Origin of the sequence: Vibrio natriegens NBRC 15636 = ATCC 14048 = DSM 759 (assembly GCF_035621455.1) — a bacterium.
Taxonomy (GTDB): Bacteria; Pseudomonadota; Gammaproteobacteria; order Enterobacterales; family Vibrionaceae; genus Vibrio; species Vibrio natriegens.
Genome location: NZ_CP141823.1, coordinates 289,433 through 310,611 on the forward strand (window position 1 = coordinate 289,433; position 21,179 = coordinate 310,611).

20 protein-coding genes are annotated in these 21,179 nt (G+C 45.4%); 6 read left to right on the forward strand and 14 right to left on the reverse strand.

Going from position 1 to position 21,179, the window contains the following annotated elements; all coding sequences use genetic code 11:
- Positions 1–6: 6 nt before the first annotated feature.
- The gene (locus VER99_RS15820; protein ID WP_020333778.1) at positions 7–429 is read right to left on the reverse strand and encodes a MarR family transcriptional regulator; all 423 of its coding nucleotides are present in this window, start codon (positions 427–429) and stop codon (positions 7–9) included.
- Positions 430–828: 399 nt separating this feature from the next.
- On the opposite strand from VER99_RS15820, the gene VER99_RS15825 reads away from it, so the two are divergent.
- Both VER99_RS15825 and VER99_RS15830 read left to right on the forward strand, forming a co-directional pair.
- A complete protein-coding gene (locus VER99_RS15825) occupies positions 829–1,806 on the forward strand; it encodes a DUF1852 domain-containing protein (RefSeq protein ID WP_020333777.1) in 978 nt (325 codons plus the stop codon).
- 28 nt (positions 1,807–1,834) lie between these two features.
- A complete protein-coding gene (locus VER99_RS15830) occupies positions 1,835–2,863 on the forward strand; it encodes a methionine synthase (RefSeq protein WP_014233963.1) in 1,029 nt (342 codons plus the stop codon).
- 178 nt (positions 2,864–3,041) lie between these two features.
- On the opposite strand, the gene VER99_RS15835 is transcribed toward VER99_RS15830, so the two are convergent.
- The 6 genes from VER99_RS15835 to VER99_RS15860 form a co-directional block, all read right to left on the reverse strand.
- Positions 3,042–3,719, reverse strand: coding sequence for a hypothetical protein (locus tag VER99_RS15835; RefSeq protein ID WP_014233962.1), 678 nt, complete (start codon positions 3,717–3,719; stop codon positions 3,042–3,044).
- 582 nt (positions 3,720–4,301) lie between these two features.
- Complete coding sequence (dgcA, locus tag VER99_RS15840; RefSeq protein WP_014233961.1) at positions 4,302–5,288, reverse strand: N-acetyl-D-Glu racemase DgcA; 987 nt, start codon at positions 5,286–5,288, stop codon at positions 4,302–4,304.
- Positions 5,281–6,303 carry an N-acetyltransferase DgcN gene (gene dgcN, locus VER99_RS15845; protein WP_020333776.1) on the reverse strand — a complete coding sequence of 341 codons (1,023 nt, stop codon included), beginning with the start codon at positions 6,301–6,303 and terminating at the stop codon, positions 5,281–5,283. Before dgcN ends, dgcA begins: the two co-directional genes overlap by 8 nt.
- Positions 6,304–6,385: 82 nt before the next feature.
- A complete protein-coding gene (locus VER99_RS15850) occupies positions 6,386–7,105 on the reverse strand; it encodes an ABC transporter permease (protein ID WP_020333775.1) in 720 nt (239 codons plus the stop codon).
- A gap of 10 nt (positions 7,106–7,115) precedes the next feature.
- Positions 7,116–7,832 carry an ABC transporter permease gene (locus tag VER99_RS15855; protein WP_020333774.1) on the reverse strand — a complete coding sequence of 239 codons (717 nt, stop codon included), beginning with the start codon at positions 7,830–7,832 and terminating at the stop codon, positions 7,116–7,118.
- A 62-nt stretch (positions 7,833–7,894) separates the two neighbouring features.
- Positions 7,895–8,674 carry an ABC transporter substrate-binding protein gene (locus tag VER99_RS15860; RefSeq protein WP_020333773.1) on the reverse strand — a complete coding sequence of 260 codons (780 nt, stop codon included), beginning with the start codon at positions 8,672–8,674 and terminating at the stop codon, positions 7,895–7,897.
- 145 nt (positions 8,675–8,819) lie between these two features.
- Between VER99_RS15860 and VER99_RS15865 the strand changes: the two genes are divergently transcribed.
- Positions 8,820–9,866, forward strand: coding sequence for a LysR family transcriptional regulator (locus tag VER99_RS15865; protein WP_231119412.1), 1,047 nt, complete (start codon positions 8,820–8,822; stop codon positions 9,864–9,866).
- 32 nt (positions 9,867–9,898) lie between these two features.
- On the opposite strand, the gene VER99_RS15870 is transcribed toward VER99_RS15865, so the two are convergent.
- Together VER99_RS15870 and VER99_RS15875 are read right to left on the reverse strand one after the other, a co-directional pair.
- A complete protein-coding gene (locus VER99_RS15870; protein WP_020333770.1) occupies positions 9,899–10,942 on the reverse strand; it encodes an NAD(P)H-dependent flavin oxidoreductase in 1,044 nt (347 codons plus the stop codon).
- Positions 10,943–11,087: 145 nt separating this feature from the next.
- Positions 11,088–11,948, reverse strand: coding sequence for a mechanosensitive ion channel family protein (locus VER99_RS15875; RefSeq protein WP_020333769.1), 861 nt, complete (start codon positions 11,946–11,948; stop codon positions 11,088–11,090).
- Between the two features lie 310 nt (positions 11,949–12,258).
- On the opposite strand from VER99_RS15875, the gene VER99_RS15880 reads away from it, so the two are divergent.
- From VER99_RS15880 to VER99_RS15890, 3 genes are all read left to right on the forward strand, one after another.
- Complete coding sequence (locus VER99_RS15880) at positions 12,259–13,572, forward strand: molybdopterin-dependent oxidoreductase (RefSeq protein WP_020333768.1); 1,314 nt, start codon at positions 12,259–12,261, stop codon at positions 13,570–13,572.
- Positions 13,573–13,577: 5 nt separating this feature from the next.
- On the forward strand, positions 13,578–14,237 hold the full coding sequence (locus tag VER99_RS15885; RefSeq protein WP_020333767.1) for a c-type cytochrome: 660 nt from the start codon (positions 13,578–13,580) through the stop codon (positions 14,235–14,237).
- A 606-nt stretch (positions 14,238–14,843) separates the two neighbouring features.
- Positions 14,844–15,623, forward strand: a complete 780-nt coding sequence (locus VER99_RS15890) for a hypothetical protein (RefSeq protein WP_020333766.1) — start codon at positions 14,844–14,846, stop codon at positions 15,621–15,623.
- Positions 15,624–15,735: 112 nt separating this feature from the next.
- Here VER99_RS15890 and VER99_RS15895 read toward each other — a convergent pair whose 3' ends face one another.
- The 5 genes from VER99_RS15895 to VER99_RS15915 all read right to left on the reverse strand — a co-directional run bounded on the left by VER99_RS15895 (position 15,736) and on the right by VER99_RS15915 (position 21,174).
- On the reverse strand, positions 15,736–16,338 hold the full coding sequence (locus VER99_RS15895; RefSeq protein WP_020333765.1) for a methyltransferase domain-containing protein: 603 nt from the start codon (positions 16,336–16,338) through the stop codon (positions 15,736–15,738).
- Positions 16,339–16,438: 100 nt separating this feature from the next.
- On the reverse strand, positions 16,439–17,641 hold the full coding sequence (locus VER99_RS15900; RefSeq protein WP_020333764.1) for a phenylacetate--CoA ligase family protein: 1,203 nt from the start codon (positions 17,639–17,641) through the stop codon (positions 16,439–16,441).
- A 9-nt stretch (positions 17,642–17,650) separates the two neighbouring features.
- Entirely contained in the window at positions 17,651–18,472 is an 822-nt protein-coding gene (locus VER99_RS15905) for an ABC transporter ATP-binding protein (protein ID WP_014233948.1), read from the reverse strand.
- A 79-nt stretch (positions 18,473–18,551) separates the two neighbouring features.
- Complete coding sequence (locus tag VER99_RS15910; protein WP_014233947.1) at positions 18,552–19,796, reverse strand: ABC transporter substrate-binding protein; 1,245 nt, start codon at positions 19,794–19,796, stop codon at positions 18,552–18,554.
- Positions 19,797–20,106: 310 nt separating this feature from the next.
- Positions 20,107–21,174, reverse strand: a complete 1,068-nt coding sequence (locus VER99_RS15915) for a branched-chain amino acid ABC transporter permease (protein WP_014233946.1) — start codon at positions 21,172–21,174, stop codon at positions 20,107–20,109.
- Positions 21,175–21,179 lie beyond the last annotated feature (5 nt).

Genomic DNA, 21,179 nt, shown 5'->3' on the forward strand with positions numbered 1-21,179 from the left:
CACTACTTAACTCTTGAAACGAGTGGTTAACTTATTCAATACGCCCAGCATGGTGTCTATCTCCTCATCAGAAATATCAGACAGCATATCTTCTTCAATTTCTTGCAAATGGCCACGTAACACCGAAACCTGCTGGCGACCCTCATCCGTTAAATAAATTCGTTTTGTCCGACGATCATGTTGGTCGGCTTGGCGAGTGATTAAGCCTTTCTTTTCTAAGCTATCGAGAAGGCGAACCAGTGATGAGCCTTCTATGCCAACAGAAGATGCCAACGCTTTTTGGCTGATACCATCACCAAACTCGTCTAAGTGCAAAAGCGGTGACCAACTCACATCGGTAAAACCTACCTGAGCTAGTCGATGGTCGATGTGTCTTCGCCATAAACGGGAGGTAATCGAAAATTGTATACCGAATTTTAATCTGCTCATAATAACTTCAATTAATATTATTTGAATTCAAACTATTTGAAATGATAACAGCATTCTTGCAGAGATCAATCTCTCTGTCGTGATCGTCGCGCTTGGGACTTACGAGCTTTGATTAAGCAGATTTAACCCTGAGAACAAGAAAATTATTGAGCCTCTCCCTCCTCTCTATGCCACACCATGAATATTTTTCATGTGCCACATTAAGTAAAAGCGTTTTGATTCATGTAGCACGAAGGGTATAAAAAACACTCTATCTATAACTCATAATAATATTGAATTTGAATCTCTACTCGATTTTTTGTCACTAACAACATACATAACGTCAGAAAAAATTTAGAAAGAACAGAGATAGCTAGGAATAAGTTCAGGTTTACCTTAGGTATAGGATGTCAGCTCAAAATGAATAAAGACTTTACATTTACGATTAATAGCATTTGCTTTGATGAAAATTATCAGCCTTCTGATAACACACGTATCACGACAAACTTTGCTAACTTGGCAAGAGGTGAGAGTCGTCAAGAGAACTTACGCAACACCTTAAAGATGATTAACAATCGATTTAACGCCTTAGCGAGCTGGGATAATCCCGCTGGCGATCGTTATTCAGTCGAACTGGAAATAATTTCTGTTGATCTGGATATTGAAGGCAGCGGTCAAACCTTCCCTTCAATTGAAATCTTAAAAACGAACTTTGTTGATCATAAAACTAATGAGCGTATTGAAGGCATTGTTGGCAATAACTTTTCTTCTTATGTTCGTGATTATGATTTTAGCGTATTACTTTTGGATCATAACAAGAACCAAAATCAATTTAGCATTCCAGATAACTTTGGCGATTTGCATGGCAAGATATTCAAGAGCTTCGTAGATTCAGATACTTACAAGAAGAATTTCAAAAAAACGCCGGTTATCTGTTTGAGTGTTTCAGACAACAAAGTCTATCAACGTACAGAGAACCATCACCCTGTGCTGGGCTTTGAGTACCAACCTAATGAGTCTTCTTTGACTGAACAGTACTTCAAGAAAATGGGCTTACAGGTTCGCTATTTTATGCCACCAAATAGTGTCGCGCCTTTAGCTTTCTACTTTTTTGGTGATCTGCTCAATGATTACACCAATCTTGAGCTCATTAGTACGATCAGTACGATGGAGACCTTCCAGAAAATATACCGTCCTGAGATTTATAATGCTAATTCGACGGCAGGAAAGCGCTATCAGCCAAATTTAAATAACCTGGATCATTCATTAACTCAAATTGTTTATGACCGAGAAGAACGTGGTCAGTTAGCTATTCAACAGGGCAAGTTTACTGAAGAACATTTCATCAAACCATATAAAACAATTCTTGAGAATTGGTCAGTTAACTACGCTTTATAATCAACGAATATAGACAGCAGCCTTTATTATGAAAAAATTATTACCTACTTCGACGTCAGGCAGTTTACCTAAACCTTCTTGGCTCGCTCAACCTGAAACACTTTGGTCACCTTGGAAATTACAAGGTGAAGAACTTACTGCCGGTAAAGAAGATGCGTTACGTATTTCTTTACAAGAACAACAATTCGCAGACATTGATATTGTTAGCGATGGCGAACAAACGCGACAACACTTTGTAACGACGTTTATTGAGCATCTCAGTGGCGTTGATTTTGAGAATCGCAAAACGGTTAAAATTCGTGATCGCTATGATGCGAGTGTTCCAACCGTAGTGGGCCCTGTTTCTCGCCAAAAGCCAGTTTTTGTTGAAGATGCTAAGTTCTTGCGCCAGCAGACCGATAAACCCATCAAATGGGCATTGCCAGGTCCTATGACGATGATCGATACGCTGTACGATGATCATTATAAAAGTCGTGAAAAACTGGCTTGGGAATTTGCAAAAATACTCAACCAAGAAGCAAAAGAGCTCGAAGCTGCGGGTGTGGACATCATCCAGTTTGATGAGCCTGCGTTTAATGTGTTCTTTGACGAAGTCAATGATTGGGGCATCGCAGCATTAGAAAGAGCCATTGAAGGCCTGAAATGTGAAACGGTTGTCCACATATGCTATGGCTATGGCATCAAAGCCAATACCGACTGGAAAAAAACGTTGGGCTCAGAGTGGCGTCAATACGAAGAAGTTTTTCCAAAGCTGCAAAAATCTAATATCGATATCATCTCATTAGAATGTCACAACTCTCGTGTGCCTATCGAGTTGCTCGGGCTTCTTCGCGGTAAAAAAGTGATGGTTGGGGCAATTGATGTCGCAACCGATACGATTGAGACACCAGAGGAAGTCGCCGATACGTTGAGAAAAGCACTTGAGTTTGTTGATGCCGATAAGCTTTACCCTTGCACCAACTGCGGCATGGCACCGTTGTCTCGACAAATAGCGAGAGGCAAACTTAATGCCCTAAGTGCCGGGGCAGACATCGTTAGAAGAGAACTATTGGCTTAACCGTTCTCAAACTAAAGCGAGGGTTACCGTGTTCGAACAGAATGGATTCTGAATCCATTGTCCAACTGGTAACCCTTCATCCAATGTGATTGTCTATCTTTGCCTTTAGAATTAGGCTTGGGCAAACAGATAGAAATCTGAGTAATCTAAGGTTTCGGCCTAATCTAACGGTCGATTATCAGCGAAAAATCGTTTGATACTCTCCCGTTTTCTTATTGATAACATGCTGTTCTCTCACTTGTTCGGTACCCTTTTCATTAATATCATCGACCCAGTAACCGTCGTAACTATTAACACAAGTGACGGATTCACCGCTGTTCCACGAGTCGTATACTGACACGTTATCAACTCTCATGCCGTGCCCTTTAAGGATATCAGCGTATTTTGCCCCAAAGTCCAAACAAAACTGAATGCGTTCATCTATCATGGCCTGACGTTTAGCAGCTTGTTCTTGTTCTCTTTTCTCGCGCTCTAAATTTTGGCGTCTTTGCTCTTCTTGTGCCACTTGCTCGGTCAGGCTAGCCAGAACTGCAGTCTTGTTGTTGCCACTAAACCTGCGGTGTAGATAAATCTCTGAACTCTCGTCATACGCAATGGCGTAACCCGTATCAGTAGCTCCGACAACACTACAGGTCAGAACACCACCCTTAAAATCTTCAGCAACAACTGGCAATTGGTTTAAAACGAGCGATGACACTGACATTGATGGTTGGAACTCTTTATCTTGAGTGACGACTAGTCTACCGAGCTCTTCACACTTTTCTACGTGTACATCCGATAAAACAGGATTACTAGTAGATGTCGTAACACACCCTGCTAGGCTAATTAACACAGCCAAGGAGATAATTTTTTTCATATACAGTCTTTTACTCAGCGCTACTCGCACAAATATTGAAGCTCGAAGGTATTACATCAGTCTTTACTGTGGATGTATAGTTTGCTTTCCGTTTCATACACGGTTTTTAATCAAGTCAGCCAAAGCAATCGATTCCCCGAGACAAAGAACTAAAATGCGCTGTAAGTCAGCAGCATTGCTCTCTTTGCCGATGTAATTTTGCCTTCTTTACATAATCGTCGCCGTCATCTTATCAACATAGTTGCAACTTAGGGAGTGCTGAACGCCATTTTTTAGCTCTAACAACCAGTTAACTTATAAAAAGAACAACATCCTACCAAATGACATGCAACATTGCTTTCAATGCGACTCCTGCACTTACGAGACCTCATCATCATTTGACCATGCGGAGCCAATGCATTCGAAGTCAATAAATGGTTACAAGAAATTACCTGTCCCTCGGAGGCCTAAGCCAAGCGTCACTATGGCTAATTTATACGATCAGGAATTCGCACTCGCCAAAATAACAAAAAAGCCATGGTACTTGACCATGGCTTTGAACGAGATAAAAGTTAGACAGTAGATATACGTCAGGCTGCAGTCTTATCCCCATACACCTTCTGTCGGCTCGACTACGCTCTCGCAATAATTGAGCGCAGGTGTTCTGTCTTCTGATAACAAAAGTGGCCCATCAATATCGACCCATCGAGCTTGTTGAGCGAGAAGCAGTGCCGGAGCCATAGCAAGAGAAGTCCCAATCATGCAGCCGACCATCACTTCAAAGCCCATCTCCTGCGCATCTTTAAGCAAAGCCAATGCTTCTGTCATGCCACCGGTTTTGTCCAGTTTAATATTCACCGCCTGATAGCGTCCTTTCAAAGCAGCTAACGAGGAACGATCAATACAAGACTCATCCGCGGTAATGGGCAACAACGGCGTGATCGTTTCCAGTAAGTGCTCTTCTTCGAACGACAACGGCTGCTCAACCATTTCCACACCGAGTTCAGCGAGAACTGGCAAGTACTCACACAGCTGCGCAAAGCTCCAACCGGTGTTGGCATCAATCACCAAACGGGTATTAGGCGCTGCCTCACGTACTGCACGGACACGTTCTAAGTCACCGTCGCGACCGAGTTTTAGCTTCAGAATTGGGCGATGTTTTTGCGCTTCAGCCGCTTTGCCCATTTTTTCAGCACTATCGAGTGATAAAGTGAATACCGTTGTTACTGGCTGAGGTGCGTCACTAAAACCCGCCATTTGCCATGCTGGTTGCTGTTTTAGCTTGGCTTCCAATTCAAATAAAGCACAGTCAACGGCATTGCGTGGCGCAGCAGATGGTAACAACTCACCGAGTTCTTCACGGCTGATACCCGACTCTACTGCTTGAACAACAGACTCAACATCCGCCAAGACATCGTAAGGGTAATCGGGCTCGAAGACATTCATCCGTTCGCACTCGCCACGTCCTACGAGTCCATCTTGTTCAATCTCAACCACCACTACTTCACCATGCAGCATTGGATCCATGCGTGAAATGACAAATGGCTCATGCAGTGGCCACCTTTCAACGCGCACACTCATCTTACGCATAGCAAACCTCTTCGATGCCATCGACAATTTTCGCCACGCCTGTACGGACAGGGTCGACCACAGGTACACCAAATTGTTTCTCAATGCGTGCGATTTCAGCGAGTGCCTCTTCTTCACTCAAATTCACCGTGTTCAGCGCGATACCACCCAGACGAATATTCGGGTTCGTCACGCGGCCCATCGTAAGGTTAATGTCGATAACCGTTTGTAGATCAGGCACTCTGTAACCTTCCATTTCATCCATTTGCGTGCGACCAGCCTCGTGACAAACGATGATCACATCCGCTTGAGCACCATGTAACAAGCCCAAGCTTACCCCCGCATAAGCTGGATGCAGAAGTGAGCCCTGCCCTTCGATAATGTCCCAATGTTCTGGTGCGTTATCTGGAGAGAGCGTTTCAACCATGCCAGAAATGAAGTCGGAAACCACGGCATCTACAGGCACACCACTGCCTTCAATAAGAATACCGGTTTGGCCAGTGGCGCGGAACGTTGCCGGTATACCGCGTTTTTCCATCTCTCGATGAATCGCTAGCGTGGTAAACATTTTTCCAACACAGCAATCAGTACCAACGCTCAGCAGACGTTTACCAGTGCGCGGAAGGCCTGTGCCACATACCATTGGCCCTTGAGGCACGCGAACATCCAATAGTTTTTGCCCCGTACGTTCAGCCGCTGCAACCAGTTCAGGGATGTCGTTTAGGCGCATGTGTAAACCACTTGCGACGTCCATTCCCGACTCCATCGCTTCAATTAAGATGTCAATCCAAGCCAGTGGCAACGTGCCACCTACGGGAGCAAGTCCAAGAATAAAGGTTTTCGCGCCGCACGCAGCCGCTTCGCGCGGTGACATTTCAGCGATGCCGAGGTCTGCTTTTGCGCCCGGAAGTCGATATTGCGCCAGACACTTTTCTGGTCGCCAGTGAGCCACACCTTTAGCTACTTTCGCCATTAGAAGATCATTTGCATCGCCCAGAAACACCAAATAAGGCGTTTTCAATTCAATCTTGTTCATTGTGTTGATCCTTTTTTAAAGTCAAACGAGCCCACAAGAGTCTTTGCTCCTGTTGCCATCAGGTTGTGGTAGGGTTGAAAAATCAGGTCGTAGCGACAGTCGCTGGCTGTGTGCCCGGCGTTCGCTGGATCTGATGACGATAGAGATAACGTTCTGCCTGACGCCAGGCCATTACAAATACAGTTGCAATCACCAAATACATCGCTGCCGCCAGAAAGTACGTCGAGATATCAAAAGTCTGAGAAAATGCGCGTCGAGTTTGTCCCATCAAGTCCATAACGGTAATCACACTCGCGACTGCGCCGCCTTTGAGCATTAAAATACATTCATTCCCAAGGGCAGGAAAAGCAATACGATACGCAAGCGGCATGACGATGTGTCTGTACAACAAGCTATTATTCATGCCCATTGATTTGGCCGCTTCTATCTCACCTGCATCTACAGATTGAATTGCACCGCGTAATATCTCGGTCTGATATGCCAGTGAGTTGAGGGTGAACACCAATAGCGCACAGTTAACTGGATCGCGGAAGAAACCCCACATTCCCATTTCCATCAGCCAAGGGCGAAACTGACCAGAGCCGTAATAGAGTAAAAACAGCTGAGCAATCAGTGGCGTTCCACGAAAGAAAGAGATAAAGAGCTGTGCTGGCCAACGATAGATGCGCGCCCGCTGAATACGCAATAGTGACATAGGCAATGCCAGCAAAGCCGCTATCGAAACCGAAATAAAGGTGATTTTCAGCGTCATCCATGCCCCATCGAGTAACATCGGAGCGACCTTAGCAATAAAATCTGTCATAGCTTTCTCCTTAGCGACTCACTCGAATACCACGTTTTGAGTGTTGCTCCATTGCTGCCAATAATCTTTCGCAGCACAAGCACACCGCCCAATAGGCTAAACAAACCGTCAGGTAGAACAAAAATGGCTTTTTGGTGGCACCTACAGCGATGTTCGCCGCACGCATCAAGTCATCAAGTGCAATAACCGACACCAGAGCGGTATCCTTTAATAAGTTGATCCACAAGTTACCTAACCCCGGCAGAGCCAAACGCAGCAGTTGCGGGCGCTCGACCAGCCAGAATATTTGAAGTCTGGACAACGCGAGTGCGTATCCGGCCTCACGCTGACCTTTATCCATCGCTTTCCAGGCACCACGCAACACCTCTGCCGCGTAGCCGCTAAAGACCAGACCAAGTGCAATCACACCTGCACCAAACGGATTCAGTTCGAAAAAACCGTTGCTAGGGTCAATCCATTTCAGCGTTTTGTTAATCAGCAGACCGACGCCATGGTAGATAATAAACAGAGTCAGCAGCTCCGGAAGCCCTCGCAGTACCGTGGTATAAACATTGGCAAACCAACGGTGGCTCTTGTTGTTACTTATCGACAGTGCGGCCACGCCCGTTCCCAAAAATAATCCCACAGGTAAAGCACACAGAGCTAGCCCCAGAGTCACCACTAAGCCTTTAAGTAGCTCGTCTCCCCAGCCAGTGTCACCCAGACTCAGATACATCAGATAATCCATCGCGTCGCTCTCTTTTTGATTTACTACTCAGTGGCGACATAGGCCGCCACATTTGATCTGACTTATTTCAGAGTCAGTAAGTTAATCGAGAAGAACTCGTCGTTGATTTTCTGATAAGTACCATTTTTGATGATGCTCGCTAACGCCTGATCTAAACGTTGGCGAAGTTCCTGATCTTCTTTACGAAATGCAATACCCACGCCATCACCCACATATTGTCGGTCCATGATCAGGTTGCCAACTTTCTCACAACAAGCACCATCTTCAGAGCTTAGCCAGTCCGTCATTGGCATGATGTCGCCCGCTTGAGCGTCAATACGGCCACTAACCAAGTCGAGGTTTACTGCATCCTGTGTCGGGTATAAACGCACTTCAGAATCTGGGTATTTTGCTAACAGGTACTCAGCCTGTGTCGTCGAGCCTTGCGCACCAATGATCATGCCTTTCATCGCTTCCGGAGACACATCTTTAATACCTGACTGCTTATCGACAACAAACGTCATCGCAGACGCCTGATACGGAGCGCTGAACGCCACTTGTTGTTTACGCTCATCGGTAATGAACATGGAAGCCAGAATCATGTCGTATTTACCCGCCAAAAGCGCCGGAATAATACCGTCCCAATCCTGAGCGACGAACTCACATTCGACTTTCATCTCGCTGCAGAGTGCTTTACCGATTTCGATATCGAAACCAGCTAGCTGGCCGTCTGCGGTGTAGTAGTTAAACGGAGGATACGCACCCTCTGTACCAATTTTGATTGTTTCTGCGTTAACGCCCGCTGAAGCAGCGACGGCCACGGAGGTAGCAAGCAAAGCACCTAAAAATTTTCCTTTTGACATCATGGATTCCCTTCTACTTTTGTTATCGTTTCATTCCAGATTCTCGCTCGCTAAGAAGACATCTCCCTTCTACTTCAGCAAACGGTCACAAAGACAGTATTGAGTATGTGAAAAAAGTAGTTAAAAGCCATAATGATGAATTAGTATGATATACATAGCCTATCGCTATGGGGTGTTCATTCAAGTAACCATTCAAGGAAAGAAGCACATGCTCAACCCTAAAGACCGCCTTTTACGTAATCTCGACTGGAACTTACTGTATACGTTCTTAACCATTGTTAACGAAGGTGGTATTAGTGCTGCTGCGCGCAAGTTATCGCTCAGCCAACCCAGCGTAAGTAATGCGTTGAAGCGACTTGAAGAGCACGTAGATAAGCGGCTCATCCTGCGTAAAAAAGGCGTGTTCTCTCTTACTCTGCACGGGATGCGAGTTTACGAGTATGCCTCATCAGTGAGTCGTATCATTGGCAACATGGCGGATCAATTTGTTGATCAAGCGGATAATATTCAAGGCGAGTTGACGATTGAGATAGCCAGTCATCTGCAGTGCCCGGCGTTTGATGCCACACTGGCGAACTATCACGCGCTGTACCCTAACGTTATTTTTAACGTTAATACCCATCCAAGCGCTGACATCGTCAGTCACGTCGCTGACGGTTTATTGCACATCGGATTGAGTAATAAGAAAATAGCAAAAACAGGTATTCGCTGTGACTTTCTTGGCTACGAACAGATGGGTTTTTATTGCGGACGAACCCACCCGTGCTTTGGTCGCGAAGACTTGACCCTCGACGAAATTAAAGGCTTGCCCTACATCTCTTTTGAAAGCGACCAGCCAGGAGAAGGACTGGACGCTATCGCCCACTTTCGTGAACAACAGCAGTTTTGGGGTAAATTAGTTGCCGTTTCATCCAATGTTGAGGAAGTTCGCCGCATGATCATGGCAGGAATCGGCTTTGGTGCTCTGACTGTCGAAAGCGCCAAACCTTACGTTGCACAAGGACTACTGTGGCCACTTCCTCCCTACGAATCACTGCCCGTAACCGAAATGTATCTGGTAACGCCAGAAACGGTCTCGTTGAGCGATATTGAAGTGCAGTTTGTTAAACTGCTCAAGCAACAAACTCAAGAGTTGGTGCGCGACACCCTTAATGCGATTCAGAGTGCTCATCATCAGCCTCAGGGAGATTAAGTCGTACTACCAATCTCTATAAATATTGAAAATTAACGCAGCCCAGCTAACGCAAGTGTCATCTCTTTTGCCGAGATTTCTTGGCAACCTTGCGTATTTTGTCCGCACCATAACGGGGTGAAGTCATCTATGCCTTGGTTTTCAGCTTGCTTGCGAAGTTGCGTCATTTCGATGGAAGCAAATGGGAATTCCGGCACAGACGAGCTCATATAACCCAGTTCTCTCATTGCTCGATTGACAATGCCACGGGCTGGTTTTCCAGAAAAAATATTCGTTAATGCGGTATGTTGTGATTTCGTTCCTTTCAGAGCCTGTCTATGCAATGGCGATGTTTGAGCTTCTGTACATAACAGATAAGCCGTTCCGACTTGTACCGCTGTCGCTCCTAGCTGTAAACAAGAATGCACTGAGCGACTGTCAGCGATACCACCTGCGGCTATCACCGGAACGTTGACTCGATTTACAATTTGAGGAAGAAGTGCAACCAACCCCATTTGCGTCGAGATATCTTTGGATAAGAACATTCCGCGGTGGCCACCAGCTTCTATGCCTTGTGCAATGATGCCATCGACTCCGCGAGACTCTAACCAAAGTGCTTCCTCTACCGTCGTCGCTGATGACACGACTTTGGTGCCCCATTGTTTGACTCGCTCTAGTAAGTCACTATCGGGCAGACCAAAATGAAAGCTGATGAACTCCGGAGAAAACGGTTCAATCGCATCCGCTATCTCATGGCTGAATGGCACCCTGTTCGCGCCACCAGCCGCAAGCTTCATATCTAAATCAAGTTCATCAAAAAACGGTTTTAACTCATTTTGCCAAATCGCTTGGCGCTGTTGATTGAAAGGCGATGCATCATGACAGAAAAAGTTGAGATTAAATGGTTTGCTGGTTGCCGCTTTGATCGCCTCTATTTCACTCACAATTTGATCAATACTCAACATACCACAAGGTAAGGACCCTAGCCCCCCTGCTTCACTCACAGCAATGGCCAGATTACTTCCTTGGACACCCGCCATCGGCGACTGAATAACGCAAAGTTCGGTACCTAATAAATCCTTATATCTTGTGTTCATTATTTCCCTGCTTCTCTAATGAAGAAAACGAAGCTCACATAATGCAACCTTTTGAGCATTCATACAATCCGCGAGTATCGCTGAGGTTCAAGGTTTTAAAGGTTAAGGAGCCATCACATGAAACGGCGAATCAAGGCAAGGTTGGCTAACGCTCCCGAGAAACTTTAATTTCGCCATCAATATGGACATCACGTTGAGGGAATGCGATCTCAATGCCTTTTCGCTCAAAGGCTTCATAAATTTCAAAACGTATCTGACTGGACACGGCACGAATCCCTCCTTCAACCGTTGAATGGATCCAAAAATACGATTCAAAGATAAGAGCGTTATCACCAAAGTCCTGGAAGAATACATCGGGCTCTGGATTACCAAGCACTTGTTCTTGTTTTAACGTCACTTCTTTCATTAACGACGCGACCAGTTTTACGTCACTTCCATAAGCAACACCGACCACGACGGTGCCTCTTACCAACCTGTCGCAGAGTGTCCAGTTAATGACCACGTTTTCAATCAACTGACTGTTTGGTATTAACATGTGCACACCATCAGTACGTCTGATCCGCGTAGAACGGGTATTAATTTGCTCGACAGTGCCTTTTGCTCCTTCTACTTCCAAAAAATCACCAATCCTAATCGGCTTTTCACCAATCAAAATCCAGCCACTAATAAAGTTATTAATGATGTTTTGAGCACCAAAACCAAAGCCAATCGCGACAGCACCAGACAGGAAGGCAAACGCGGTAATAGGTACATTAATCAACGAAAGAGTGGTGAGGAAAATAATCCCGAGAGCGATGACGAACAATATCCGCTTAACTAAATGAATAACATTCGGATCTTTCCCTGCTGACGCCATTCTGGACGTAACCGCTTTAATAAGTAATTTGGACAGCCACAAACTAACCAGTATCCAAGTGGGAACCATCAATATTGCCCACAAAGTGATGGGTTGATCATTAAAGGTAAATAAGGTGGTCTCTAGAAAGGAAATGACTTTATCGAACATAGAAGCTCACTTTTATCTTATTGTTTTTGAGTAATACAACGCGTGTTAATTAAATTGTAATCCACATAACGACAAATGAAGGTTTTAAGCCTTCTCCGAATCAAAATAGAACCTGTAAATCCGAAAAAGCATCGAAGTGTGCTGATGAGGAGCATATTTCTCACAAATATTGTTAAGGCTATCAATAGTCGACTAATGTTAGTGATGTAAAACTTATTTCGGACGTTATTTGTAGAGTTCGGTGAAACGACCTGCAGAACCATAAAAGTACAGAGATGTTCTTGGGCGTTAACCGGTAAAGGAACGCATCATGAGTGAGAACGAGAAAAACAAGCCACAAGGGATTTATAAATATTATGAAAAAAATCCTGAGTCTGCGGATGAGAAAGTCTTTGGACGAGTCAGTCACCCTGACAGACGAGGCTTTTTAAAAGGCGCGGGATTAGCAACGATGGCCGCCGTGCTTGGCGGAGCCATTCCCTTCCACCGAAACATGCCCGCAGGGATAATCCCGGCAGCATTTGCGGAAGGGCTCGATGACGTAATGATTGAAGGTAAAGATGGTCTGACTGTGCTTAACGACAGACCAATGAATGCTGAAACGCCACCTCACCTTCTTAATGACGACATTACGCCTACCCGCCATCATTTCATACGCAACAACGGCATCCCTCCAACCGCAGTCAACGCTGAAGCGTGGAGCTTAACCATCGATGGTCTGGTGGACAAACCCATGACACTTACGATTGCCGATCTGAAGAAAAACTTCGATGTGATCGAGCAACAACTCGTCGTGGAATGCGGCGGTAATGGCCGTGCATTCTTTGATCCTAAAGCATCAGGTAATCAATGGACTTATGGTGCGGTTGCCTGTTCAAGCTGGACGGGAGTGAGGCTAGCTGATGTTCTCAAAGCTGCCGGTGTCAAGGACGGTGCGGTTTATACGGCGCATTACGGTGCAGATAAACACCTTTCGGGTCAGGAAGGTAAGTTACCAATTTCTCGCGGCGTACCCATTGCCAAGGCGATGGGCGCTGAAAACCTTATCGCTTTCGAACAAAACGGTGAACCTCTTCACCCAATGAATGGTGCGCCACTACGTTTGGTTGTCCCAGGTTGGCCAGGCTCATGTTCGCAAAAATGGCTGACACGAATTCAAATCCGCGATCAGGTACATGACGGTCCAAAAATGACAGGGACATCCTATCGTGTGCCTAACAGACCAGTGGCTCCCGGCGAAGAAGTTGCAAAAGAGGATTTTGAAATCATCGAGCGTATGCCGGTGAAATCCCTCATCACGTCACCTCAAACAAACTCACAAGTGGATGGAAACGAGGTTGCGGTGCGCGGTCATGCCTGGTCTGGAGACCGTAAAGTGACAAAAGTTCAGCTTTCGATAGATTTTGGCGCAACATGGATGGATGCTGACCTCGCCGATCCAGCAAACGACGGCGCATGGCAGACCTTTAATGCCAAAGTGAAATTCCCACAACCGGGCTACTACGAAGTTTGGGCAAAAGCGACCGATGATCAGAATGTTAGCCAACCTTTTGCCATCGCTTGGAATCCAAAAGGATACCTAAATAACACCTTTCATCGCGTTGCTTTGGTCGTTAAGGGGTAACCACAGTGAAAAGTCATAACCTTAGAGAGCGGGTCTTCCCGCTCTCTCTATCACTATTAAGCCTTGTTAGCGGGCTTACCTTTGCAAACACAGAGTTAATTGAAGCAGGCGAACAACAAGCAATGGTATGTAAAGCTTGTCACCAATTTGAACCCAATGGCGTCACTGTGGTTGGTCCGCCACTGTGGGGGCTGGCAGAACGTTCTATTGCTAGTTTTGCGGGCTTTAATTACAGCGAGGGAATAAAACAGCATCAAGGCAAATGGGATGCTGAAAAGCTTGATGCATTTTTAGCGTCCCCCACTGAGTTTGCACCAGGCACCAACATGGTGTTTCCGGGAGTGAAAGACCCAGGAGCTCGAGCCGCCATCATCGCGTGGCTTGCGACTAAGAACCCCTCACCTCCTGACTGGGTTACCCCTTCGTCCGGAATGGAAGTAAAATCAGCGGGGGATGGAATCTTAACACCGGGAGAAAACATGGAACTGGTTGCGGCAATATGCTCTGCTTGTCATTCTTTACATATGGTCGCTCAGCAAGGTTTAAGCAGAAAGCGTTGGGATAAAATGCTCGACTGGATGATCGAAGAGCAAGGTATGGAAGAACTCGATGGCGATGATCGTGAAGCTGTTCTTGATTATTTATCTGTCTACTATGGCCAATAATTCTCTTCTTCCAAATAATGCTAGTAAATTCAATTGATAACTTAATAATTGAAACGCCCATATAAATAAATAAGAGTAAACTTTATGGGCCTCAAACCATTTTTATTTATTCACTAGATTGCTTACGTCTATTTTTCAAATTTATTTTTTATAATAAAAATAAGAGGAAATTTATAAACCGCATTATAAACAAACAATTATAATACTCCCTACAATTTATATGAAACCATGTTTATATGGAATTTAAATTTAGCCACCCGCCTCAATTAAACAGAAAAATAAAATAAATTTATTTTATTATCAAATCCTTAAACAAAATTTCCTTATTCATTACTTTCCCACCTCGCGTTTTTCGCTTTGAAAAACACATTGCATATTGTTATCTCTTTTAAAATAGGAATTTTAAATAAGCAAGCTATTTTTGTGCAATTTATTTTATTTCAACTAGTATCTTATCCAATGGTTTTTATCAAGGGCTAATTTAAAGACCATTCTGACCATAACTAAATTTAAACGTGGCCTGTCATTTTATTGTCGTATCCCATTTCGTTATTGATTGTATTAAGAATCTGGGGAACTTATTGTTTCAATAATCAGGAGTTAGACATGAGTTTTAAAAATATTTTGTTATTAACAGCGATAACAGGTGCCTTAGGCTCAACTTCCGCACTAGCAGGCCCATCTGCAAAATTCGCTGCAACATGGAGCACAAATCCGGCACAGATTGTAGCACTCAACTTTGAAAACTATGACACGAATGAAAGTGTTGCACCCGAAAAACACGGTCATGTTATTACTACCTTGAAAGTACCTCAAGACAAAGAGCTATTGATTGGCGTTTCTGCTGAGATTGGCATTGTCACTGACACATCAGTCAAAGGTAAAGACGGTGCTTTAGCCAAAGCGATTGCTGATGGACGAGCGACAGTAGTTGTAACGGCAACACCTGTAGGTGGAGGCGAAGAAGTAGAAGCTGTTCCTGGTGAAATTACTCTTTCTCAAAGAATTCAAGAGATGAGTGCAACGTTGGCCGGCGTTATCGAAACATGTGAGCTATCTGTCGAAGGTACTCTTGATGACAATGGAGACGTAGTAAGCGAAGGCTCCTTAGACGTAACAGAAGATTGTGAAGTTACCGACGAAGAAATCGGGCTCATGCAGGATACGCTTGCAGCACACCACTTTAACTTTATCTTGCCTAATATGGATGCTGGTGAATATGAGATTAAAGCTTACTTTACCACCAAAGCAGGTGTAGGTCTTACTACAGAGGAACTTTCCGATGCCAGTGCTTATGCGAAGGTCTTTGTAGGCAAAACAATGGTCACGGTGCAACAAGTGCGCGCAGCTGCAAACGGCTTATCGGAGTTCGACATCGTTGAATAAAAATTAAGATAACAAAATGAACCATCGTAAGCCTCTTATTTTCCCAGTAGTAAAGAGGTAAACGATGGTTTTTCAACTTCACTTACGGCGCACATCTCAAGAACGTAAATCACTACTTCTTCTGCCACACCATCCAATACTCTTTACCTTTAAACACGTCGACGCTGTCAGTCACTGGTGCGGATTCTATGAGAGAAAACGACTTATCTAACCGCCTTTCCAACTCGCCGCTGCGCAAACAAAACGGAGGAAAGCGCGATAGATAGTCGTTATCGATAACAAAATAACCCACCAGAAGACCTTTGCTTGGTAATAACCGCTGAATCATTGCAAAGTAATCGTCCCACTTCTCTTTTGGTAATGCGGCTAAAAATGCTCGTTCATAAATCACGTCAAACGGCTCGGAAAATTCAGCACTAAACACGTCCCCTAACCTGACGTTATCTTTGTGCCTGCCAAGCTTTGATTGAGCCATTTTCACGGCTTCTTCGCTATAATCCATCGCGACAACATCATGTCCATGATCGACGAACTGTGTTACCTCATACGCTGCACCGCAGCCGGGAATAAACACAGATTGAGCATCATTGGAAGTACGGCTCAGATAGCGTTTTAGCTCTTCAGGCGCTTGATTACAATCCCAAGGCATGGTGCCTTTGACAAACAAATCATCCCAGAAATTCACATCGATACTTGGTGAGTCTGTCGTTTTCATAGCACTTCCTTTAAAGCGGTATTGTTTAACTTAAAAAGGGATACGCGACTTATCTCGGTATCCCTTTTCTCCTAGCCTTACGCTGTTAAATCTTACGTTGCTAATTGCGTAAATCGTTAATCAGAGGTTGTTCTGCGCTGTTCGGTACAAACTGAACTTTGCCTTTGAGCTTAGTAACAGACTGTAAGGTTGCTTGAATATCATCGGCAGAAACGTGATCTTCCTGGCAACAGAATGTAATGGTATCGCTGAAACCATCACGCTCAATTTTTAGCGATCCGGTAATATCATGGCGACGACACACTTCCTGTATCTGGTGCGGATAAACAAATAAACCTTTAACTTTGACTGCCGAATCGGCACGCCCCATCCAGCCTTTTATGCGCATATTAGTACGTGGTGAACCAGAGTCTCTTTCGATGTAAGCAGAGAGATCACCGGTTGCGTAGCGAATAAGCGGAAACTTTTCATCCAGAGAAGTCACCACCACCTCACCGATTTCACCGAGTTGAACGGGGATACCATCAGGATCAACGATTTCGACAATGATATCTTCTGCAATCACTAAGCCTTGTTCACCAGAAACCTGATAAGCAATCAAACCAAGTTCTGCGCTCGCATACGCTTGAGACACTGCAATGCCCATGTCTGAAAACGCTTTTTGCATGTCTGCCGTGACCGCTTCTCCAGAAACCAGAGCCTTGTTAATGCTCGGCTTCTCACCATATTGCTCTTGATATTTGGTTAGCAAAGTAATTAGGTAAGATGGCATCCCGGTGTAGCCAGTCGGCTGAAGCTGTTTGATAGCTTCAATCTGCGCTTCACTATTCCCCACGCCAGCCGGAAACACTGCACAGCCGCAGGCTCTCGCCCCGCCATCCATAATGAATCCGCCCGGGGAAAAATGATAAGAGAGCGTGTTGTGGACTAAATCTCCGCGGCGAAACCCAGCCGCGTGAAACGCACGCCCCATACGCCAGAAGTCAACTTCATCCGTTTGTGCCTCATACAATGGGCCTGGAGATTGAAACACGCGAGCCATTTGCCCGATACTGACGCTGTTCAAGCCCCCAAACGGCGGCTTGAGTTGCTGCTGGCTGGGCACATTAAACTTGCGTGTAATCGGCAACTTCGATAGCCCTTCGCGACAACTTACCGCAGTAGGATCAATATCTGCGAATAGTTTGGCGTAATGGTCGCTGTGCGCTTTTGCATTTTCAATCAATGTTGGTAAACGTTGAAATAGAGATTCTTCTCTCTCTGTTGACGGCAGAGACTCTTTCGCATCGAATAATTCGTTCATCACCACTCCTTACAACCAACGCTTACGACGTTTGTAAGATTTTAAGTTCTTAAAGCTCTTGCGTTCTTCATCGCCGCCACCAAGGTAGAACTCTTTCACGTCTTCATTGTTAAGCAACTCATGCTTAGTGCCATCAAGCACAATCTTGCCTGACTCCATGATGTAACCATAATCGGCGGCATGAAGAGCAAAGTTCGCGTTCTGCTCCACCAGCAACATGGTAATGCCTTGGTCTTTGTTGATCTTCTCAATGATACTGAACACCTCTTTCACCAGCAGTGGCGATAGCCCCATCGACGGTTCATCAAGTAAGATCATTTTTGGGCGAGCCATGAGTGCACGGCCAATTGCGAGCATTTGCTGCTCACCGCCAGACAAGTAGCCAGCTAGACCAGTACGTTCTTTAAGTCGAGGGAAGTAGTCGAACACCATTTCGATGTCTTTCTCGACCTCGTTGTCGTTGCGGGTAAACGCTCCCAAGCGAAGGTTTTCAATAACCGTCATGTCTTCAACGATTCGACGCCCTTCCATCACCTGGAAGATCCCCGAACGGACAATTTCTTCCGGACTCTTGTTGTCGATACGCTCGCCCATGAAGGTAATTTCACCGCGTGTCACTTCACCGTCTTCGGTTTTCAACAAACCCGAAATCGCTTTTAGTGTGGTCGATTTACCCGCCCCGTTTGCGCCTAATAGCGTCACGATTTGACCTTTTGGTACTTCAAGGCTCACACCACGCAGTACCAGGATTACTTCGTCGTAGACCACTTCGATATTGTTCACCGAAAGCAGGATTTCTGCTGGTTCTATATTCGTTGCTAATTCACTCATCAAGCCACTCCTTGTGCAGGTGAGAGTTGCCTCTCACCTATCCTATTCTTAGTAATCGTTATGCTTAGTAAGTAGAAGATTAGTAACCTAACCAATCATCACGACGTGACAATGTAACTTGAGACACTTTCTTGATGTCTACCGCGCCCCCTTGGTTATTACCCATAAACACGTTTACGGTAGTGGTGCCACGGTGATCTTCTGGTTGCCAGTTAGCAGGAATACATACTCCCTCTAGACCTTTTGGTACCCAGTTTTTGTGTACGTACATGCCTTTCTTGATGTTATCACCCGTAATACCACCGTTGTCTTTCGCCCACTCCATCGCTTCTTTCATGTAGAACGCAGAGCACACGCCACGGATGTAGTGGTGAGTTCGAAACTCTCCTGGTTCCGACTCTGACAGTTTGGAAATTTCCTCTACCAGTTTCATTCCTTCTGTATCATCCCCCCAGAATGCGGTCATACCCGGGAAAACGTAGTCTTTCAGACCGTCACCCGCCGCTTCAATAACCGGTTTATCACCGCCCCAGATGTTCGCCATGTATTGGAAGTCGGTGCCGACCGTGTTACACGATTTAACCAGAGAAATAACCGAACCACCTAAGTTTGCTATGTAGCCGTAGTTGGTACCAGACTCTTTAAGTGACAGACATTGCGCTTTGAAATCGCCCGGTTTAAGCGACACGACCACCGGGTTTTGCACTTCAAAGCCCAGTTCTTTGGCATACTCTGCACACGCCTCTTTTGGCGCATTCGGGAACGGGTGGTTATCACCGATGTGAGTAAATTTAGGCGCAGTGGTATTGCCTTTCGCTTCCCAGTCTTCTTTCGCCCATTTCACCAATGCACGACAGGCATCTGAGTAAGAAGCGCCGTAGAAGAAGTTGTACGGAGCAGGTTTGGCTGTTTTCGGGTTTTTACCTGTTGGGTCAGTTAAGTGGCCCGAGTAAGATGCCGAAAAGACTGGCACTTTGTCTTTGGTGACAAAAGAGATTAGCGCTTCGGTATCCGCCGTGCCCCAACCTTGCAGCGCGACCATGTTCTTACGGGCAACCCAACGTTTGTAGTTGGAAATCGCAACTGGCACTTTGTATGCCATATCCACCGTTTCAAATTCTAATTCGGTACCGTTGATGCCGCCATTTTCGTTAATCCACTGCAGTGCATCTCGCACACCAGAGCCGTACGGTTTACTTACATAAGCCGTTGGACCAGAGAAGTCCACCAGATGTCCGACAAACACGGAATCTTTTGCCCAAGATGCGGTAGTAAACAGTGCCGAAGATAGCACCAACGTTGTCGCTAAATGTCCTTTGTTCATAACTCGTTGTCCTTGTTATTGAGGTATATTCCACTTAAGTACCCGGAGGGTCTGTTTATCTTTCGTGATTAATTTTTGTTCGAGATAAAAGCGTTATAATCGCGGCGAGAGGTTTGTAGCCTAGTCATTCTAAGCAAAATACCTCTCAACAAAGAGTAGAACGCTTTTAGCCGAACCCTTTGGGCAGCGTTTGTGGGTCCCTTCTACTGCGCTATCGGCTTATCAGGTAGTGCACTACATTTCAAAGCCTCTGCCTTGTATAACGAACCCACAAACTGCTGCAAAAATCAGCTCGAAAGGTCAACAGACCCTAGTAAGAGAACGGATAATGTTTCCAATATGCTCGAATCTGCTGCCAGCGATGTGACAATCCTTGAGGTTCGAAAATCAAAAACAGCATGATGACCAGACCAATTGCCATTTCTTTAAAATAAGCCAGCCCATCAATAAACGAAGTGTTATCGCTAAACGCAGCCAAACCCGTTACGCCAAACTCTAAAACTTCTGGCAGCAATACGATAAATATCGTGCCCATTAAGGTGCCTTTTACTGAGCCCAGACCACCGATGATGATCATCGCCAGGAACTGTATAGACATCATGATGGTGAAGCCTTCCGCAGAGACAAAGCCTAAGTAGTGACCGTAGAGTGCGCCGCCGATACCTGCGTAGAATGCGCAGACACCAAAAGAGAGCAGACGATACTTGGTCAGGTTGATACCCATGATTTCTGCGGATAAGTAGTGATCTCGTACTGAGACAAACGCACGTCCATCACGTGAACGAATCAGGTTCGATGCCCACATGTACATAAAGATCAGCGCAAACAGTGCAACATAGAAGAAGCTTTCATCGGTCGAAAATTCGAAACCAAACAGATTGATTGGGTTTGCACTTGCACCGTATGAACCACCACTGAACCACTCAGCACGAGCAAAGAAATCTTCTAGAATGAACTGCGCGGCTAAAGTCGCGATTGCAAGGTACAACCCTTTGATACGCGCCGCTGGCAGACCAAAGATCATCCCGACAATCATGGTCAGGTAACCCGCGAGCGGAATGGCAAGCACCACAGGAATGTTGTATTGGTTATTCAGCCATGCCGATGCAAATGCGCCAAAGCCAAAGAACGCACCGTGACCTAACGAAATTTGCCCGGTAAAGCCAACCAGAATGTTCAAACCCAGCGCTGCAATACCCAGATATGCAATCTGAATAAATAGGTTGAGGAAGTAGATATCCAGAACCAGCGGCGCTGCCAGCATCGCGATAACACCCGCTATCGCTAGTCTTCTAATGGTTTTGGTTTCAAAAATTGGCGTATCACTTTTGTATGTGGTTCGAAAATCCCCACATGGGCGCATGCTAAGTTGAGCCATGTTAT

Bases quoted from the DNA above. Each gene is read 5' to 3' on its own strand.
- VER99_RS15820 (WP_020333778.1), bottom strand. From the start codon at position 429: ATGAGCAGATTAAAATTCGGTATACAATTTTCGATTACCTCCCGTTTA.
- VER99_RS15825 (WP_020333777.1), top strand. From the start codon at position 829: ATGAATAAAGACTTTACATTTACGATTAATAGCATTTGCTTTGATGAA.
- VER99_RS15830 (WP_014233963.1), top strand. From the start codon at position 1,835: ATGAAAAAATTATTACCTACTTCGACGTCAGGCAGTTTACCTAAACCT.
- VER99_RS15835 (WP_014233962.1), bottom strand. From the start codon at position 3,719: ATGAAAAAAATTATCTCCTTGGCTGTGTTAATTAGCCTAGCAGGGTGT.
- dgcA (WP_014233961.1), bottom strand. From the start codon at position 5,288: ATGCGTAAGATGAGTGTGCGCGTTGAAAGGTGGCCACTGCATGAGCCA.
- dgcN (WP_020333776.1), bottom strand. From the start codon at position 6,303: ATGAACAAGATTGAATTGAAAACGCCTTATTTGGTGTTTCTGGGCGAT.
- VER99_RS15850 (WP_020333775.1), bottom strand. From the start codon at position 7,105: ATGACAGATTTTATTGCTAAGGTCGCTCCGATGTTACTCGATGGGGCA.
- VER99_RS15855 (WP_020333774.1), bottom strand. From the start codon at position 7,832: ATGGATTATCTGATGTATCTGAGTCTGGGTGACACTGGCTGGGGAGAC.
- VER99_RS15860 (WP_020333773.1), bottom strand. From the start codon at position 8,674: ATGTCAAAAGGAAAATTTTTAGGTGCTTTGCTTGCTACCTCCGTGGCC.
- VER99_RS15865 (WP_231119412.1), top strand. From the start codon at position 8,820: ATGATATACATAGCCTATCGCTATGGGGTGTTCATTCAAGTAACCATT.
- VER99_RS15870 (WP_020333770.1), bottom strand. From the start codon at position 10,942: ATGAACACAAGATATAAGGATTTATTAGGTACCGAACTTTGCGTTATT.
- VER99_RS15875 (WP_020333769.1), bottom strand. From the start codon at position 11,948: ATGTTCGATAAAGTCATTTCCTTTCTAGAGACCACCTTATTTACCTTT.
- VER99_RS15880 (WP_020333768.1), top strand. From the start codon at position 12,259: ATGAGTGAGAACGAGAAAAACAAGCCACAAGGGATTTATAAATATTAT.
- VER99_RS15890 (WP_020333766.1), top strand. From the start codon at position 14,844: ATGAGTTTTAAAAATATTTTGTTATTAACAGCGATAACAGGTGCCTTA.
- VER99_RS15895 (WP_020333765.1), bottom strand. From the start codon at position 16,338: ATGAAAACGACAGACTCACCAAGTATCGATGTGAATTTCTGGGATGAT.
- VER99_RS15900 (WP_020333764.1), bottom strand. From the start codon at position 17,641: ATGAACGAATTATTCGATGCGAAAGAGTCTCTGCCGTCAACAGAGAGA.
- VER99_RS15905 (WP_014233948.1), bottom strand. From the start codon at position 18,472: ATGAGTGAATTAGCAACGAATATAGAACCAGCAGAAATCCTGCTTTCG.
- VER99_RS15910 (WP_014233947.1), bottom strand. From the start codon at position 19,796: ATGAACAAAGGACATTTAGCGACAACGTTGGTGCTATCTTCGGCACTG.
- VER99_RS15915 (WP_014233946.1), bottom strand. From the start codon at position 21,174: ATGGCTCAACTTAGCATGCGCCCATGTGGGGATTTTCGAACCACATAC.